This window comes from Bradyrhizobium sp. USDA 223, from assembly GCF_044909005.1.
Classification (GTDB): Bacteria; Pseudomonadota; Alphaproteobacteria; order Rhizobiales; family Xanthobacteraceae; genus Bradyrhizobium; species Bradyrhizobium yuanmingense.
In genome coordinates, this window is record NZ_JBIYDR010000001.1 from 924385 (window position 1) to 940190 (window position 15806).

The 15806-nt window shown below is 66.3% G+C and carries 16 protein-coding genes; 8 read left to right on the top strand and 8 right to left on the bottom strand.

Translation table 11 applies throughout. The features are described from left to right. Nucleotides 1-9: 9 nt before the first annotated feature. Nucleotides 10-867: an SDR family oxidoreductase gene (locus ABIA40_RS03810; protein ID WP_404539205.1), complete on the top strand. Its 858-nt coding sequence runs from the start codon at nucleotides 10-12 to the stop codon at nucleotides 865-867. Between the two features lie 64 nt (nucleotides 868-931). On the opposite strand, the gene ABIA40_RS03815 is transcribed toward ABIA40_RS03810, so the two are convergent. Beyond that, a complete protein-coding gene (locus tag ABIA40_RS03815; protein ID WP_036008066.1) occupies nucleotides 932-1447 on the bottom strand; it encodes a ferritin-like domain-containing protein in 516 nt (171 codons plus the stop codon). Nucleotides 1448-1534: 87 nt separating this feature from the next. On the opposite strand from ABIA40_RS03815, the gene ABIA40_RS03820 reads away from it, so the two are divergent. The 5 genes from ABIA40_RS03820 to msrA all read left to right on the top strand — a co-directional run bounded on the left by ABIA40_RS03820 (nucleotide 1535) and on the right by msrA (nucleotide 5621). Further along, nucleotides 1535-1729: a hypothetical protein gene (locus ABIA40_RS03820; RefSeq protein ID WP_036029310.1), complete on the top strand. Its 195-nt coding sequence runs from the start codon at nucleotides 1535-1537 to the stop codon at nucleotides 1727-1729. A gap of 123 nt (nucleotides 1730-1852) precedes the next feature. Next, nucleotides 1853-2032, top strand: a complete 180-nt coding sequence (locus ABIA40_RS03825) for a hypothetical protein (protein ID WP_036008060.1) — start codon at nucleotides 1853-1855, stop codon at nucleotides 2030-2032. 181 nt (nucleotides 2033-2213) lie between these two features. Continuing rightward, nucleotides 2214-4559 (top strand): molybdopterin guanine dinucleotide-containing S/N-oxide reductase, encoded by a 2346-nt coding sequence (locus tag ABIA40_RS03830; RefSeq protein WP_404539209.1) that lies wholly within the window; start codon nucleotides 2214-2216, stop codon nucleotides 4557-4559. Continuing rightward, on the top strand, nucleotides 4556-4978 hold the full coding sequence (locus tag ABIA40_RS03835) for an OsmC family protein (protein ID WP_157283988.1): 423 nt from the start codon (nucleotides 4556-4558) through the stop codon (nucleotides 4976-4978). Before ABIA40_RS03830 ends, ABIA40_RS03835 begins: the two co-directional genes overlap by 4 nt. A gap of 127 nt (nucleotides 4979-5105) precedes the next feature. Then, nucleotides 5106-5621, top strand: coding sequence for a peptide-methionine (S)-S-oxide reductase MsrA (gene msrA, locus ABIA40_RS03840; RefSeq protein WP_036008049.1), 516 nt, complete (start codon nucleotides 5106-5108; stop codon nucleotides 5619-5621). Nucleotides 5622-5691: 70 nt separating this feature from the next. Here the strand turns inward: msrA and ABIA40_RS03845 are convergent, their stop codons facing one another. From ABIA40_RS03845 to ABIA40_RS03875, 7 genes are all read right to left on the bottom strand, one after another. Beyond that, complete coding sequence (locus tag ABIA40_RS03845; protein ID WP_271544077.1) at nucleotides 5692-6852, bottom strand: MFS transporter; 1161 nt, start codon at nucleotides 6850-6852, stop codon at nucleotides 5692-5694. 116 nt (nucleotides 6853-6968) lie between these two features. Further along, nucleotides 6969-8201 carry a Zn-dependent hydrolase gene (locus ABIA40_RS03850; RefSeq protein WP_404539214.1) on the bottom strand — a complete coding sequence of 411 codons (1233 nt, stop codon included), beginning with the start codon at nucleotides 8199-8201 and terminating at the stop codon, nucleotides 6969-6971. Beyond that, nucleotides 8194-8979, bottom strand: coding sequence for an ABC transporter ATP-binding protein (locus ABIA40_RS03855; protein ID WP_036041970.1), 786 nt, complete (start codon nucleotides 8977-8979; stop codon nucleotides 8194-8196). The genes ABIA40_RS03850 and ABIA40_RS03855 overlap by 8 nt, the downstream gene beginning before the upstream one ends. Further along, nucleotides 8976-9749: an ABC transporter permease gene (locus ABIA40_RS03860; RefSeq protein ID WP_404539217.1), complete on the bottom strand. Its 774-nt coding sequence runs from the start codon at nucleotides 9747-9749 to the stop codon at nucleotides 8976-8978. Before ABIA40_RS03860 ends, ABIA40_RS03855 begins: the two co-directional genes overlap by 4 nt. A gap of 61 nt (nucleotides 9750-9810) precedes the next feature. Continuing rightward, complete coding sequence (locus tag ABIA40_RS03865; RefSeq protein ID WP_271544085.1) at nucleotides 9811-10755, bottom strand: ABC transporter substrate-binding protein; 945 nt, start codon at nucleotides 10753-10755, stop codon at nucleotides 9811-9813. A gap of 105 nt (nucleotides 10756-10860) precedes the next feature. Continuing rightward, a complete protein-coding gene (gene hutC, locus ABIA40_RS03870) occupies nucleotides 10861-11586 on the bottom strand; it encodes a histidine utilization repressor (protein WP_370108249.1) in 726 nt (241 codons plus the stop codon). After that, the gene (locus tag ABIA40_RS03875) at nucleotides 11583-12941 is read right to left on the bottom strand and encodes a formimidoylglutamate deiminase (RefSeq protein ID WP_404539222.1); all 1359 of its coding nucleotides are present in this window, start codon (nucleotides 12939-12941) and stop codon (nucleotides 11583-11585) included. Before ABIA40_RS03875 ends, hutC begins: the two co-directional genes overlap by 4 nt. 87 nt (nucleotides 12942-13028) lie before the next feature. On the opposite strand from ABIA40_RS03875, the gene hutI reads away from it, so the two are divergent. Continuing rightward, nucleotides 13029-14243, top strand: coding sequence for an imidazolonepropionase (gene hutI, locus ABIA40_RS03880; RefSeq protein ID WP_404539225.1), 1215 nt, complete (start codon nucleotides 13029-13031; stop codon nucleotides 14241-14243). Next, complete coding sequence (hutH, locus tag ABIA40_RS03885; protein WP_404539228.1) at nucleotides 14240-15799, top strand: histidine ammonia-lyase; 1560 nt, start codon at nucleotides 14240-14242, stop codon at nucleotides 15797-15799. Before hutI ends, hutH begins: the two co-directional genes overlap by 4 nt. The last annotated feature ends 7 nt before the right edge of the window (nucleotides 15800-15806 follow it).

Below are 15806 nucleotides of genomic sequence, written 5' to 3' on the forward strand. Positions count from 1 at the left end.
GAGTTGTCCATGACCAATTATCCAAAGCCGCCTTATCCTGCGCAGCAGCAGCCGATGCCGGGCTCGACGCGGGCCATGCAGCCGCGCCCGGATCATGGCGAGGAGAGTTACAAGGGCTCCGGCCGTCTTGCCGGAAAGAAGGCCGTCATCACGGGCGGCGACAGCGGCATCGGCCGCGCGGTGGCGATCGCCTATGCGCGGGAAGGCGCGGATATCGTCATCTCCTATTTGAACGAGGACGAGGATGCGGCCGAGGTGAAGGCGCTCGTGGAGCGGGAGGGTCGCAAGGCCATCCTGATCCCGGGCGATATCAGCAATCCCGAACATTGCCGCGCCATCGTGCGTCGCACCGTCGAGGAGCTCGGCGGAATCGACATCCTCGTCAACAACGCCGCTCATCAGGCGACGTTCAAGGACATCGCGGATATCAGCGACGACGAATGGCGGCGGACGTTCGAGATCAACATCCACGCCATGTTCTATCTGGCCAAGGCCGCCGTCCCCCACATGCGGCCGGGCTCTGCGATCATCAACACGGCCTCGGTGAACTCCGACATGCCGAACCCGAGCCTGCTGGCCTACGCCACGACCAAGGGTGCGATCCAGAATTTCACCGGCGGGCTTGCGCAGATGCTGGCCGAGAAGGGCATTCGGGTCAATGCGGTGGCCCCGGGGCCGATCTGGACGCCGCTGATTCCCTCGACCATGTCGGAGGAAAGGGTCAAGAACTTCGGCAAGCAGGTGCCGATGCAGCGCGCCGGCCAGCCGGCCGAGCTCGCGACGGCCTATGTCATGCTGGCCGATCCGCTTTCGAGCTACACGTCGGGCGCGACGTTGCCCGTCACCGGCGGCAAGCCGTTCATCTGATCCGGGCGAGCACCGTGGCGGCACCGCACTACCGGCGCCGCCACTCTCAATCAGTAGCTTTCAATCACGCAGCGCTGGACGCCTTGGCGTTGACGCCCTTGCGCAGGGCCACCGTGTTCAGCTTGGTGTTGGCGGCCTTCTCTTCGTTCAAATTGGTGGTGAGGAAGCGCACGATGTCGTCGTGGCCGAGCTCTTCCGCCCAGGCGATCAGCGTGCCGTACCGGCACATTTCATAATGCTCCACCGCCTGTGCGTTGGCGACGATCGCGGCGTCCAGCACGGCCTTGTCCTCGATCTCGCCGGCGGTCTCGTCGGCTTCCTTGATCAGGCCGTCGATGGCCGGGCAATGCGTGCCGCTCGGCTCCTTGCCGAGCTTGGCGAAGACCTTGTCGAGGCGCTCGACCTGCTTGTTGGTCTCTTCCAGATGCGCCTTCAGCCCGGCGACGAGATCCCTGTTGGTGGCCTTGTCGATCATCTTCGGCAGCGCCTTCAGGATCTGCTGTTCCGCGTAGTGGATGTCTTGGAGCCCGTGCAGCAGCAGGTCTTCCATCGACTGGATGTCCTTGGTGAAGAATCCCATAAAAGACGTCTCCTTTTCACAATGATGGCAGTGGAACGCGGAGCGGCCGCCGCTGTTCCATTCCCGTGTGCAGATCGGGAGAGCCGAATGAGCGATGGAGTGGATCATTTTGTAGGCCTGCTCGGACGTGCGGCGATGGACGTATGGGGCGACATGCCTCGCGACATCCAGGAGGCACTGTTCGAGACCGCGATGAAGGGCCGCGACACCGAGCGTGAGGAGCTGGCGCGATTGCTGCACGAGCGGCATCCGCGCACGCTGCATCCGGCCCGGCCGGGCTGACGCCGGCGGGCTGGGAACGAACATGCGATCTCCTGATTGGTGAATCGGGTGGCGCCACACGGGCTCCAACGAGGACCGCGCGGGGCGCATCGCCCGAGCCTGTCAACCTGTGAGTCGACCGACGTGACTGAGAATATCGGCAAATGGTACGACCCGATTTCGGAGCGGTGGATCGTGCCTCGCCAACCCCACACCATCGCCGCGTTCGATCGGTCGAGCGCGGAGAACGTGCCGGAGGCGAACAAGAGAGAAGAGACGCAGCGGATCTGGAATCTGCTGGTCGATTGCTGCGCACGTGGATGATGCAGCGTCGGCGCCAAAACGAGCGACATGACGCGCTCGACGACGCTCGGGAGTGTCAACGGCCTTGAGGCTGGCTTTGCGCGGGGCAGGCCAGCGTTCCCGTCAACCCTGATCTCGACGACGTCCGGAGCGGATCGGTATACTACCACCCATGCCGACGCCGCCGGAATAAGGATCAGAGATGGACGATACGATTGGTTTCCCCGACCCCGGTCTTGACCTGTCGGACGGCTTCAAGCCGCACACCTCGCATTGGGGCGTGTTCTCCGCGCGCCAGGGCGCGGCCGGGTTGGAGGTCAGGGCCTATGCGGGCGATCCCGATCCGAACGGCATCATCGACAATTTTCCCGGCGCGCTCCGCCACCAGGCGCGCATCGCCCAGCCGGCAATCCGCCGCGGCTGGCTCGAGCGCGGGCCGGGCCCCGACGATCGCCGCGGCCGCGACGAGTTCGTCTCCGTCAGCTGGGAGAAGGCACTGGATCTCCTTGGCGACGAGCTTGGCCGCATTCGCGACACCCGCGGACCCGGCACCGTGTTCGGCGGCTCCTATGGCTGGTCGAGCGCCGGGCGCTTCCATCACGCCCAGAGCCAGGTGCATCGCTTCCTCAATATCGCGTTGGGCGGCTATGTGCGCTCGGTCAACACCTATTCGTCCGGTGCGTCCTCGATGCTGCTGCCGCAGATCCTGGCCGGCTACGAGGACATCACCAAGCGCAACGTCACCTGGGAGCAGATCGCGGCCGAGACGGACATCGTGCTGGCGTTCGGCGGCATGGCGCTGAAGAACTCCATGGTGGCCGGCGGCTCGATCAGCAAGCATGTCGAGCGCGGCGCCATGGCGGCGGCGCGGGCGCGCGGCTGCGAGTTCATCCTGGTCAGTCCGCTGCGCGACGATCTGCCGGTCGAGGCCGGCGCCGAATGGATGAGTTGCGTGCCCGGCACCGACACTGCCTTGATGCTCGGCATCGTCCATACGCTGGTCAGTGAGAACCTGCACGACCAGGCCTTCCTCGACCGCTACACTGAGGGCTGGGCAATCTTCCTGCGCTATCTCAACGGCGAAAGCGACGGGCAAGCCAAGCACGCCGAATGGGCCGCCGCGATCTCAGGCGTCAGTGCGGATGCGATCCGCAAGCTGGCGCGGCGCCTTGCCGGAAAGCGCGCGCTCATCACCGTCTCCCATTCGCTGCAGCGCGCCGAGCATGGCGAGCAGCCGGTGTGGATGGGCATGGTGCTGGCGGCGGCCCTCGGCCAGATCGGCCTTCCCGGCGGCGGCTATGCCTATTCGCTGGGTGCGATCGGCTATTACGGCCGCCGCGTCAACGACGTGCCGGGACCGACGCTGGGGCAGGGCCGCAACGGCGTTGCCGATTTCATTCCGGTGGCGCGCATCGCCGATATGCTGCTCAATCCCGGCACCACGTATCGCTACAACGGCGAGACGCGCACCTATCCGGATATTCGTCTGGTCTACTGGGCGGGCGGCAATCCCTTCCATCACCATCAGGACATCAACCGCCTGCGCAAGGCCTTCGCGAAGGTGGACACGCTGGTCGTGCACGAGCTCGCCTGGACCGCCACCGCCCGCCACGCCGATATCGTGCTGCCCGCGACGATGACGCTGGAGCGCGAGGACATCGGCTATTCCACCAACGATCCCCTGATGGTCGCGATGCACCGGATCGCCGAGCCGTTCGGGCTCGCCCGCGACGACTACGACATCTTCGCCGATCTCGCCGAGCGTCTTGGGGCGCGCGAGCCGTTCACCGAAGGGCGCACGTCGCGGCAATGGCTGGAGCATCTCTACGAGCCGACCCGCGCATCGCTTGCCAAACGCGGCCTCGAAGCGCCGAGCTTCGAAGAATTCTGGGCGCGCGGCAGCCTGGTCGTGCCGCAGCAGCCCGATGACGGCGGCCGGCTACGCCGCTTTCGCGAGGATCCCATCAATCACGCTTTGCCGACGCCGAGCGGACGCATCGAGATCTACTCGGCCAAGATCGCGGGGCACGGTGATGCGGATTGTCCCGGACATCCGGTCTGGCTCGACAAGACCGATGTTCCCAAGCCGGGGGCACCGTGCTTCCTCATCGCCAACCAGCCCGTGACGCGCCTGCACAGCCAGCTCGATTTCGGCGGACATTCGCTGGGCTCGAAGCATCGCGGCCGTGAGGTCGCGCGCATGAACCCGGTCGATGCACAGGCGCGCGGCATCAAGGACGGTGACATCATCCGCCTGTTCAACGAGCGCGGTGCCTGCCTCGCCGCGGTCCGCGTTACCGACGGCATCGCGCCCGGCGTGGTTCAGCTGCCGACCGGCGCGTGGTACGATCCGATGGATCCGGAAGACGAGGCGCCGCTCTGCGTTCACGGCAATCCGAACGTGCTGACCCGCGACGTCGGCACCTCGTCCCTGGCGCAGGGCTGCACCGGCCAGTTGACGACCGTCGAGGTGGAGAAGTTCACCGGCAATCTACCGCCGATCCGCGCGTTCGATCCGGTTTGGGCAAACAAGGAGACCTTTAGATGATCCGCAAGGCAACAGCAGTCTGGAAGGGCACTGGTCGCGATGGCACGGGCCATCTGTCGAGCGAATCCGGCGTGCTTGCCGGGACGCCCTATTCGTTCAAGACCCGCTTCGAGAACGAGAAGGGCACCAATCCCGAAGAGTTGATCGCGGCAGCCCATGCCGGCTGCTTCACCATGGCGCTGGCCTTCGGCATGCAGATGGCGGGTTTCACGCCGGACGAGCTGTCGACCGAAGCCGCCGTTACGCTCGAGCCCGAAGGCAAGGGTTTCAAGATCAGCAAATCCGCCCTGACCCTGCGGGCGAAGGTGCCTGGTCTCGACGATGCCGGCTTCGCCCGGCTCGCCGGCGAGGCCGAGAAGAACTGCCCGGTGTCCAAGGTGCTCAACGCCGCCATCACGCTCGACGCCAAGCTGGTCTAGGGCGAGCGCCTGCTTCCGGTCCATCGGGTCCAGGCGACCGGGTGGGCGTCAACGCGCGGCTTTCGGCCGGGCGGCCGAAAGCCTATATGATGGACAAGCTTTTGAGCGATCATTGGGAGCACATCACATGACGACGGAACGCGCAGTTTTGGCCGGTGGCTGCTTCTGGGGCATGCAGGATCTGATCCGCAAGCAGCCTGGCGTGATCTCCACCCGCGTCGGTTACACCGGTGGGCACGTCAAGAACGCCACCTACCGCAATCACGAGGGCCATGCCGAAGCGATCGAGATCGTGTTCGATCCGGCCAGGACCAGCTTCCGGACCATGCTGGAGTTCTTCTTCCAGATCCATGATCCGACCACGCTCAACCGTCAGGGCAACGATATCGGCACGAGCTATCGGTCGGCGATCTTCTACACCAGCGAGGAGCAGAAGCGGATTGCCGAAGACACCATCGCCGACGTCGAGGCGTCCGGCCTGTGGCCCGGCAAGGTGGTGACTGAGGTCGCGCCCGCGCGCGAGTTCTGGGAAGCCGAGCCCGAGCATCAGGATTATCTCGAACGCTATCCCGATGGCTACACCTGCCACTTCATCCGGCCGGGCTGGAAGCTGCCGCGGCGCGCTGCCGCAGTCGGAGGCTAGAGCCTGAAGAAGGTGGCTCGCCGCCTGTGGCGGTCCACCTCCTCATCGGTCAAAGTCGACGCGAGTCCGCTCACGCATCGGCATGCGAGGCCCGGCGCTGCTCCGCGGTGACGATCCCCGCCGTCAACGTGACGAGACCCATCAAGGCGGCCAGCAGCCAGAATGCCAGCGGCAGTCCGCCGAGCTGTGCGACGAAGCCGACGCCGGCAGGGCCGAGTAGGATGCCTGCATAACCTGCCGTCGTGATCGCCGCGACCGCAAGTCCCGTGGGCATCACCGTTTGTTGCGCCGCCCGGCGGAATAGCACGGGCACGAGGTTCGAGGCGCCGAGCCCGATCAGCAGGAATCCGCCGATCGCGACCGCTGCGACGGGCGCGGTGAGCAGCACCACGAAGCCGGCAATGGCAATGAGGCTGCCCCACAGCAATGTCGTGCGGTCTCCGATGCGCGCAACGACCGCATCGCCGGCGAGCCGGCCGATCGTCATCGCGATCGAGAACACGATATAGCCGATGCCGCCTTGTGCCTCGCTGACGAGCCCGGCGCCGATCACGAGCAGCGCGCCCCAATCGAGCATCGCGCCTTCGACCAGGAAGGTGATGGCGCCGAGCAGCGCCAGCAGCAGCACCGATCCATGCGGCAGCACGAACAATGGGCCTTCCTGCACCTGCACCGAGCGAAGCAGGCGCGGCCAGGTCACGAGCATCGCGATCAGCATCAGCACGGAGCAGATCAACGTCGAGGCGAGCGCGCCGAGCTGCAGAGAGAGCAGCGCCGTCATCAGCGCGGAACCGGCGAAGCCGCCGATGCTGAACAGGGCGTGGAAGCCGGACATCAGCGGGCGTCGCGCGGCGCGCTCCACCTCCACGGCGTGAATGTTCATGGCGACGTCGATCGAGCCGAGCGCGGCGCCGAACGCAAGCAGCGCCAGCGCCAGCGCCAGCGGCGAGCTTGCGATCGCGAGCAGCGGCAGCACCAGCGTCAGACCGAGTCCGCCGGCGACGATGATCGGCCGGCTGCCATAGCGCGCGCTGAGCACGCCGGTCAGCAGCATCGCCACGACCGAGCCGATGCCGAGGCTGAGCAGGAGCAGGCCGAGAACTCCGTCGTCGACGGCGAGCCGCGCCTTCGCGAACGGCACCAGGGGTGCCCAGCACGCGATGCCGAAGCCCGCAACGAGGAAGGCAAGCCGCGTCGCAAGGCGGGTTGCCGGCCGGTCGGCAGAAGACATGGGAACTCCGGGAAGCAGGGGAGGAGACGGTCGACAGGCCCGAGGATTGCCGCGGCTTTATGGCAGAGCCCTGCTCGAATGGTCGTGGCAGGCGCTCAACGGCTGCATGCCTCGACCTAGCCCCCGAGGATCCGCCGGCACGCCTCGACGAACACCTCTGCGCCCGTCACGATGTCGGCATCCGCCGTGTTCTCGGTCCAATGATGGCTGATGCCGCCGATCGACGGCACGAACAGCATGCCGGCGGGCATGACGGTTGCCAGCATCTGCGCATCGTGGCCGGCGCCGCTCGGCATGCGGATGGAACGACCACCGGCGACGGACTTGCTTGCGGCCTCGATCGCGTCCTGAAAGCCCGCATTCATCATCGCGGGTGCGCCGGTGCGCAGCTTCGTCACCGTGACGGTGCAGGGCCCGTTAGCACTGGCCTCGTCCGCCATGGTCCGGAGCAATTGCTCCAGCCGGGCGATGACGGTCGGGTCGTCGTCGCGGATCTGGAACAACATCTCCGCGCCCCCGGGGATGATGCTCGGTGCGCCCGGATCGAGCGTGATGCGGCCGGTGGTCCAGACCGTGCGCGGGCCGCAGGCCGTCGGGAAACGTTCGTCGATCGCGACGCAGAACTTGGCCAGCGCCAGGCCCGCATCCTTGCGCACCGCCATGCGCGTGGTGCCGGCATGGTTCTGCTCGCCGGCAAAGCTGATCTGGTACTGCCAGATGCCGACGATGGACGTCACGACGCCGATCGCCAGGCGACCGCTTTCGAGCGTGTCGCCCTGCTCGATATGCGCCTCGAGATAGCCGACGTGCCGTCCCGGCTCGGCAGTGATGCGTGGACGCTCCGCCAGCCCCATGTCGGCAAGGGCATCGCGCATGGTGCGGCCGCTGGTGCGGTCGCGGGCCGCGTCGATGTCGGCCTCGCTCACCTGTCCGACATAGGAGCGCGAGCCGAGGAAATGACCGAAATGTCCCTCCTCGTCGCACCAGGCGGCAACTTCCACCGCGCCGTTCACGGAAGCGTCGGCATTCAGCACGCGCGCCGCCTCGAGCGCATAGACGACGCCGAGCGGGCCGTCGAGCCAGCCGGCATAGTTCTGGCTTTCCAGGTGCGAGCCCGCCAGCAGCTTCGGCCCGGGCTTCGAGCTCGTCCCGAACACATTGCCGATGCCGTCGATCGTCGCGGAGAGCTCGGCCTCGGGCAGCTTCTGGACGAGCCATTCCAGCGACAGCTTGTGCGGCTCGGAGAAGGTCGGCTTGTGCACGCCGGTCTTGTAGGCGCCGAAGGCGCGCAGTGCATGGAGGTCGGCGAGAACGCGATGGCCGTCGGCGCGGGGCTGGGTGTCAAGCATGTTCGGCAACCTTGAGCGCCTCGGTGCGGATCTCCTCGACCAGCCGTTCCTTCAACTGGACGAATTCCGGCGTGGTCTTGATCTTGTAGGAGCGGGGATGCGGCAGGTCTACATGAATGTCCGCCTTGATGCGGCCGGGGCGCGCGCTCATGACGATGACGCGGCTGCCGAGGAAGATGGCTTCCTCGATGTCGTGAGTCACGAACAGCACGGTCTTCTGGTCGCGCTCCCAGATCCCGAGCAGCATTTCCTGCATCAAAGCGCGGGTCTGGTTGTCGAGCGCGCCGAACGGCTCGTCGAGCAGCAGGATCTTCGGATCGTTGGCGAGCGCGCGTGCGATCGCGGTGCGCTGCTGCATGCCGCCGGAGAGCTGCTTGGGCCAATGGTTTTCGAAGCCGGACAGCCCGACCTGGCGGATGAAGGCATCGGCGATCTTGTGTCGCTCCGCCTCGGACACGCCGCGCTCGCGCAGGCCGAAGGCGATGTTCTCGCGCACCGTCAGCCAGGGGAACAGCGTGTAGGACTGGAACACCATGCCGCGATCGGCGCCCGGGCCGGTCACCTCGCGTCCGTCGAGCGTGACGCGGCCACCGGTCGGACGGTCGAGGCCGGCCACGATGCGCAGCAGCGTGGACTTGCCGCAGCCGGACGGGCCGAGGATGGTAACGAAGTCGTTGTTGCCGATAGTGAGGTCGGTCGGCTCCAGCGCCCTGGTCGGCGCGTTACCGTGGCGCGCGGGGAAGGTGCGCGAGACCTGCTCGATCCTAAGAATGGTCATGCGAGCTTCCAGGGAAACAGCCAGGCGTTGAACGCCTTGAACAGGAAGTCCGAGATCAGGCCGATCAATCCGATCACGATGATGCCGAAGATGATCTGGCCGGTGTTGAGCAGCGCCTGGCTGTCGGTGATCATATGACCGATGCCCGAGGACGAGCCGATCAGCTCGGCGACGATGACGTAGGTCCAGGCCCAGCCCAGCACCAGCCGCAGGATCTCTGCGATCTCCGGCGCGGAGGAAGGCAGCAGCACGCGGCGGATGATGCCGCGGTCGCTGGCGCCAAGCGTATAGGCGGCCTCGACCAGATCGCGCCGCGTGGCACCGACCGTCACCGCGACCATCAGGATGACCTGGAACACCGAGCCGATGAAGATGACGAGCAGCTTTTGCAATTCGCCGATGCCGGCCCACAGGATCAGCAGCGGGATGAAGGCCGAGGCGGGCAAATAGCGTGCAAATGAGACGAAGGGTTCGAGGAAGGCTTCGACCGGCTTGTAGGCGCCCATCAGCACGCCGAGCGGCACCGCAATGATCGCCGCGAGCGCAAAGCCGCCGACGACGCGCCAGATCGTCATGCCGATGTCGAACAGGAAGCCGTGCTTGGTGAGCAGCTCGAGGCCTTCCTGCACCATGGTGAGCGGATTGGCGAGGAAAGTCTTCGACACATGGCCGCCGAACGTCGCCCACGACCAGAGGGCGACGAACAGCACGAAGAACGCCAGGCCATATGCCGCACGTTGCTTCGATGTCACGGGATCCAGGGGACGCATCAAACTGTATCCGAATGGTGCGCCGGCTCCGCCTGAGGCGGAACCGGCAGCTTGGCGAAAGTTACTTGATGAAGCTCGCGTCGTAGAGGTCCTCGACCTTCGGCACGGCCTTGATGATGCCGATCTCGAGCAGGAGCTCGGCGGCCTCCTTGTTGAAGGTCAGGAAGTCGCCGGCGAAGAACTTCTGGTTCGCCGCCTTGTCCTGCCAGCGCAGGTATTTCGCCGAGTTGCCGAACTGCTCGGCGGTCTGCTTCACGTCGGCGCCCATGATCTCGTAGGACTTGGCCTGGTCCTTGGCGATCATCTCGAGCGCCTCGAAGTAGCTGTCGGCGAGCGCCTTGGCCGCCTTGGCATTCTCCGTCAGGAACTTCGGCGTGCAGCCGAACGTGTCCATGACCATCGGATAATCCAGCGTGGTGGCGATGATCTTGCCCTTGTCCGGCGCGGCACGCACGGTCGACAGATATGGCTCATAGGTCATCGCTGCATCGTTCTGGCCGGAGACGAAGGCCTGCGCGGCCGCCGCCGGCTCGAGGTTCACGACGGTGACGTCCTTCGTGGTGAGGCCGTTCTTCTTCAGCATCCAGGCCAGCGCGAAATAAGGCGAGGTGCCCGGCGCGGAGGCGGCGACGGTCTTGCCCTTCAGGTCCTTGATCGCGGCGATGTCGTTGCGCACGGCCATGCCGTCGGCGCCGTAGCTCTTGTCGAGCTGGAAGATCTGCTTGGTCGCAACACCGTTGGCGTTCCAGGAGATCCAGGTCTCGACCGTTGTCGCCGCACACTGGATGTCGCCGGAGGCGATGGCGAGATGGCGGTCCTTCTGCGGGATCTTCTTGATGGTGACGTCGAGGCCGTTCTTCTTGAAGATGCCGGCCTCCTTCGCCAGCGTCAGGGGCGCGAAGCCGGTCCATCCGGAAATGCCGATGCCGACCTTGACGTCCTGGGCGAGCGCCGGAGTGGAGGCCGCGAGAGCAATGATTGTCGCAAATACTGTCGAATTACGCATGATTATCGTCCTCTTGCCGATCGATGGTTTGACGTCCTGTTGATCTCTGCCGGCCCATATGGGCGGTTCCGCGAAGCGTTGCACGATTTGTGCCGACATATCCTCTCAGCCTCCCTTGAATCGCGCGACAAGGCGGTGAGAGTCACCGGGATAGAGCAGGCGCACGGCGGTGATCGTGCGTGCGCTGCGCCAGGTATAGCGGTCGATCACGAGACAGGGGGCGCCGACGGCGATCGCGAGCGCTTCCGCCGCGCGGTCGTCCGCAACGATGGCGCTGATCGTGTGCTCGGCCTCGGTCCATGGGACATGGTGAAGCAGCCAGGAGCCGGGCGGCTCGCGCGAGAAATCCGCGGTTGCGGCGTCAGGAACGGACGAGAGATCGATCAGCCTGTCCTCGACCGCGAACGGGACCTTGTCGGCGCTATGCCGGCAGGTGATCGCGATCACCTTGTTGGCCTTCTTCACGCCGAGCCGGTCGCGATCGGCGGCCGTCGCCGCGCGCAGCTTGCGGCCGATCAGCTCGTAGCCGTAACTGCGCCCGAGCGCGGTGATCTCGGCGCGAATGTCGGCGATCTTGAGCACCGCCGACTGATGCTGCGGCCGGCGCACGAACGAGCCGGCGCGCCGCCGCCGCTCGATCAGATCGGCCTGCGCCAGCTCAGACAGCGCCTTGTTCACGGTCATGCGCGAGCAGCCGTAGCGCGCGACCAGTTCGTGCTCGAAGGGAATGCGATGGCCGGGCGGCCACTCGCCGGTCAGGATCCGCTGCTCGATGTCGGCGCGGATGCGCTTATAGAGCGTCGGCTTGTCGGCATCGGTGACGAGGCTCATGCGACAAGCCTCCGCATCGATGCGTTGAAGCGTTCGCGTGCGGCTTGGCGCAATCCATGCTGACCGCCCTCGACCACCTTGCGGCCGCTGGCCCAGACGCAATCCACGGCGGCGCCGCCGGCGGCGAAGATCCAGCCGTCGATGACGGCATCGTGCGCGCGCCCTGCGAGCGAAGGATGCGACGTGTCGAGCGTGAGGATGTCGGCACGTGCGCCGGGCGCAAGGCCGATGGCCGGTTGTGCCAGCGCCCGCGCGCCGCCGGCGAGCGCCCCGTCGAACAGCGAGCGTCCCGTGGAGCGGCCGGCGCCGCCGGAGAGAACGTTGCGCTGGCGGTGCTTGAGTCGCTGGCCGTATTCGAGCTGGCGCAATTCGTCAGCGGCGCCGATCAGCACGTTGGAATCGCTACCGACGCCGAAAACGCCGCTGGCGTCGACAAACTCCCGCGCTGAAAAAGTGCCGTCGCCAAGGCTCGCTTCCGTAATGGGACAGAGGCCCGCCACCGCACCGGTCTTGGCGAACGCCGTCACTTCCTCGCTCGTCATGTGGGTCGCGTGAATGAGGCACCAGCGTTGATCGACGGGCGCATGCTCCAGCAGCCACTGCACCGGACGCCGGCCCGACCAGGCGAGGCAATCCTCGACCTCCTTCACCTGCTCGGCGGCATGGATGTGCACCGGCCCGCCCTCGGCGAGCGGAAGGATCGCGGCGAGCTCGTCCGGCGTGACCGCGCGCAAACTGTGCGGCGCGATGCCGAGATTGGCGCCGGGCAAGGCGCTGATCGCCTGGCGCGAGGCCGTCATCAATGCGGCGAACTGATCGACCGAGCAGATGAAGCGGCGCTGCCCGGCATGCGGCGCTGCGCCTCCAAACGAGCCATGCGCATAGAAAGTCGGCAACAACGTCAGCGCAATGCCCGAGGCTTCGGCCGCCTGTGCAATCCGCGCGGCCATCTCGGCGGGGTCGGCGTAGGGCGATCCGTCGCGGTCGTGGTGCAGATAGTGGAATTCGCCGACGCGGGTAAAACCCTGCTCGAGCATCTCGACATAGAGCAGGGTCGCCACGGCCGCGACGTCGTCGGGCGTCATCGCCAGCGCAAAGCGATACATCGTTTCGCGCCAGGTCCAGAACGTGTCGGTGGAATCGCCGCGCAGTTCGGCAAGCCCCGCCATGCCGCGCTGGAACGCGTGGCTGTGCAGGCTCGCAAGTCCCGGAAGGGCAATGGCGTGGCGTTCGTCGCCGGCGGCCGGCGCCACGCCCGGCGTCACCGCCGCGATCGCGCCGCCGGTGACGACCACCTGCACGTCATTGGCCCAGCCCGAAGGCAGGAGCGCGGAAGCGAAATGCAGTCGGGTCATGATTTACACGCCGGCTGGACAGAACCGCCTTACGATTATATGTCTAGACATATAAGTCAAGCATCCCCAGGGCGAACGGATACCCGCATGGCAGAGCGCTTCGACCGGATCTGGCACAATGCCCGCCTCGCGACGATGCGGGTCGATCGTCCCGATCTTGGCGAGATCGAGCATGGTGTCGTCGCCGCACGCGGCGGCCACATCGCTTATGCCGGTGCGAAAGCGGATTTTCCGCTCGACGCAGACGCGGTCGATCGGATCGATTGCGAGGGGCGCTGGATCACGCCGGGCCTCATCGATTGCCATACCCATCTCGTCTATGGCGGCAACCGTGCACATGAGTTCGAGCTGCGCCTGAAGGGGGCGAGCTACGAGGAGATCGCGCGCGCCGGCGGCGGCATCGTCTCGACTGTGGCGGCAACGCGCAAGGCCAGCGAAGCCGAGCTCGTCGCAGGCGCGCTGCCGCGGCTCGACGCGCTGATCGGCGAGGGCGCCACCACGGTCGAGATCAAGTCCGGCTACGGCCTCGACACCGAAACCGAGATGCGACAGCTCGCGGCTGCGCGCAGCCTCGGCCGTGAGCGGCCGGTTACGATCCGCACATCGTTCTTGGGAGCGCATGCGCTGCCGGTCGAGGCCGGTGGCGACAAGGATGGTTACATCGATCTCGTCTGCAACGAGATGCTGCCGGCGGTCGCAAAAGCGGGCCTCGCCGATGCCGTCGATGCCTTCATGGAGGGCATCGCATTCTCCGCCAAGCAGACCGCGCTTGTGTTCGAAACGGCGAGGGGACTTGGACTGCCGGTCAAGCTCCATGCTGACCAGCTCTCGAATCTCGGCGGCGCTGCGCTTGCGGCGAAATTCTCGGCGCTCTCGGCCGATCATCTCGAGCACACCGACGAGGCCGGTGCTGCCGCAATGGCGAGGGCCGGCACGGTGGCGGTGCTGTTGCCCGGCGCGTTCTACTTCATTCGCGAGACGCAGAAGCCGCCGGTCGAGACGTTCCGCCAGCATAACGTTGCCATGGCACTGGCGACCGACTGCAATCCCGGCAGCTCGCCGCTGACCTCGCTGCTGCTCGCGATGAACATGGGCGCGACATTGTTCCGGATGAATGTGGCCGAGTGCCTCGCCGGCGTCACCCGTGAAGGCGCGCGGGCGCTCGGCCTGCTGCATGAGACCGGCACACTGGATGCCGGCAAATGGTGCGATCTCGCGGTCTGGGACATCGAGCGACCGGCCGAGCTGGTCTACCGCATCGGCTTCAATCCGTTGCACAAGCGGGTATGGAGGGGGCAATGACGGAGCGGGAGACAGCGATCGTCGTCAAGCCGGGAACAGTGAGCCTCGACGATCTCTCACGCGTGCTCGAAGGCGCCCCCGTCGTGCTCGATCCTTCGTTCTGGCCGCGTATCGATGCGGCTGCGCTGATCGTTGCGCAGGCCGCGCAGGCCGACGTCCCCGTCTACGGCATCAACACCGGCTTCGGGAAACTGGCGTCCAAGCGCATTCCGCCGGACCAGACCGCGCTGCTCCAGCGCAACCTCATCGTCTCGCATTGCTGCGGGGTCGGCCAGCCGACGCCGGAGCCCATCGTCCGCCTGATGATGGCGCTTAAGATCGTCTCGCTCGGCCGCGGCGCTTCCGGCGTGCGCCGCGCGGTGATCGAGCAGTTGCAGGACATGCTGGCCCGTGGCGTCTATCCGCTGGTGCCGCAGCAGGGCTCGGTCGGCGCCTCCGGCGATCTGGCACCGCTTGCGCATATGACGGCCGTGATGATCGGCCAAGGGCAGGCGATCATCGATGGCAAGATCTTGTCCGGCAGCGAGGCACTCGCCGCCGCCGGCCTCACGCCGCTGACCCTTGGGCCCAAGGAAGGCCTCGCGCTGATCAACGGCACGCAATTCTCGACCGCATACGCCCTCTCAGGCGTGCTGCGTGCATATCGCCTCGCCCGCGCCGCACTCGTGACCGGCGCGCTGTCGGTGGATGCGGCGATGGCGTCAACGGCACCGTTCCGGCCCGAAATTCAGGCGCTGCGCGGCCATGCTGGCCAGATCGCGGCGGCCGCGACGCTGACCGCGCTGCTCGACGGCAGCGACATCCGCCTCTCTCACCTGGAAGGCGACGAGCGTGTGCAGGATCCCTATTGCCTGCGCTGCCAGCCACAGGTTGCCGGGGCCGCGCTCGATCTGGTCACGCAGGCGGCGCGCACGCTGATCGTGGAGGCCAATGCCGTCACCGACAACCCGCTGGTGCTGGTCGAGACCGGGGAGATCGTCTCCGGCGGCAATTTCCACGCCGAGCCGGTCGCTTTTGCCGCAGATGCCATCGCGCTGGCGCTATCGGAGATCGGCGCGATCAGCGAGCGGCGCATCGCGACGCTGGTCGATCCCGCGCTCAATTTCGGACTGCCGCCGTTCCTCACCCTCGATCCCGGCATCAATTCCGGCTTCATGATCGCCGAGGTGACGGCGGCCGCGCTCTATGCCGAGAACAAGCAGCGTGCGCTCGCCTGCTCGATCGACTCGACACCGACCAGCGCCAATCAGGAAGACCATGTCTCGATGGCCGCGCATGCTGCGCGGCGCCTGTCCGACATGGCCGACAATCTCGCCGCCATTCTCGGCATCGAGCTTCTGGTCGCAGCCCAAGGCATCACGCTGCGCGCGCCGCATGCAACCAGTGCGCCGCTGGTCGCCGTCATCGCCGCGTTGCGTGAGCAGGTGCCTGCACTCGGTGCCGATCGCTATATGGCCGGCGATCTCGCCAAGGCCGCTGCATTGATCGAGGCCGATGCGCTTCCGGCTGCCGCGCTCGCCCAGCTTCCCACCGATCCGTTTCCGCGACTCCTCTGAAGAGGCC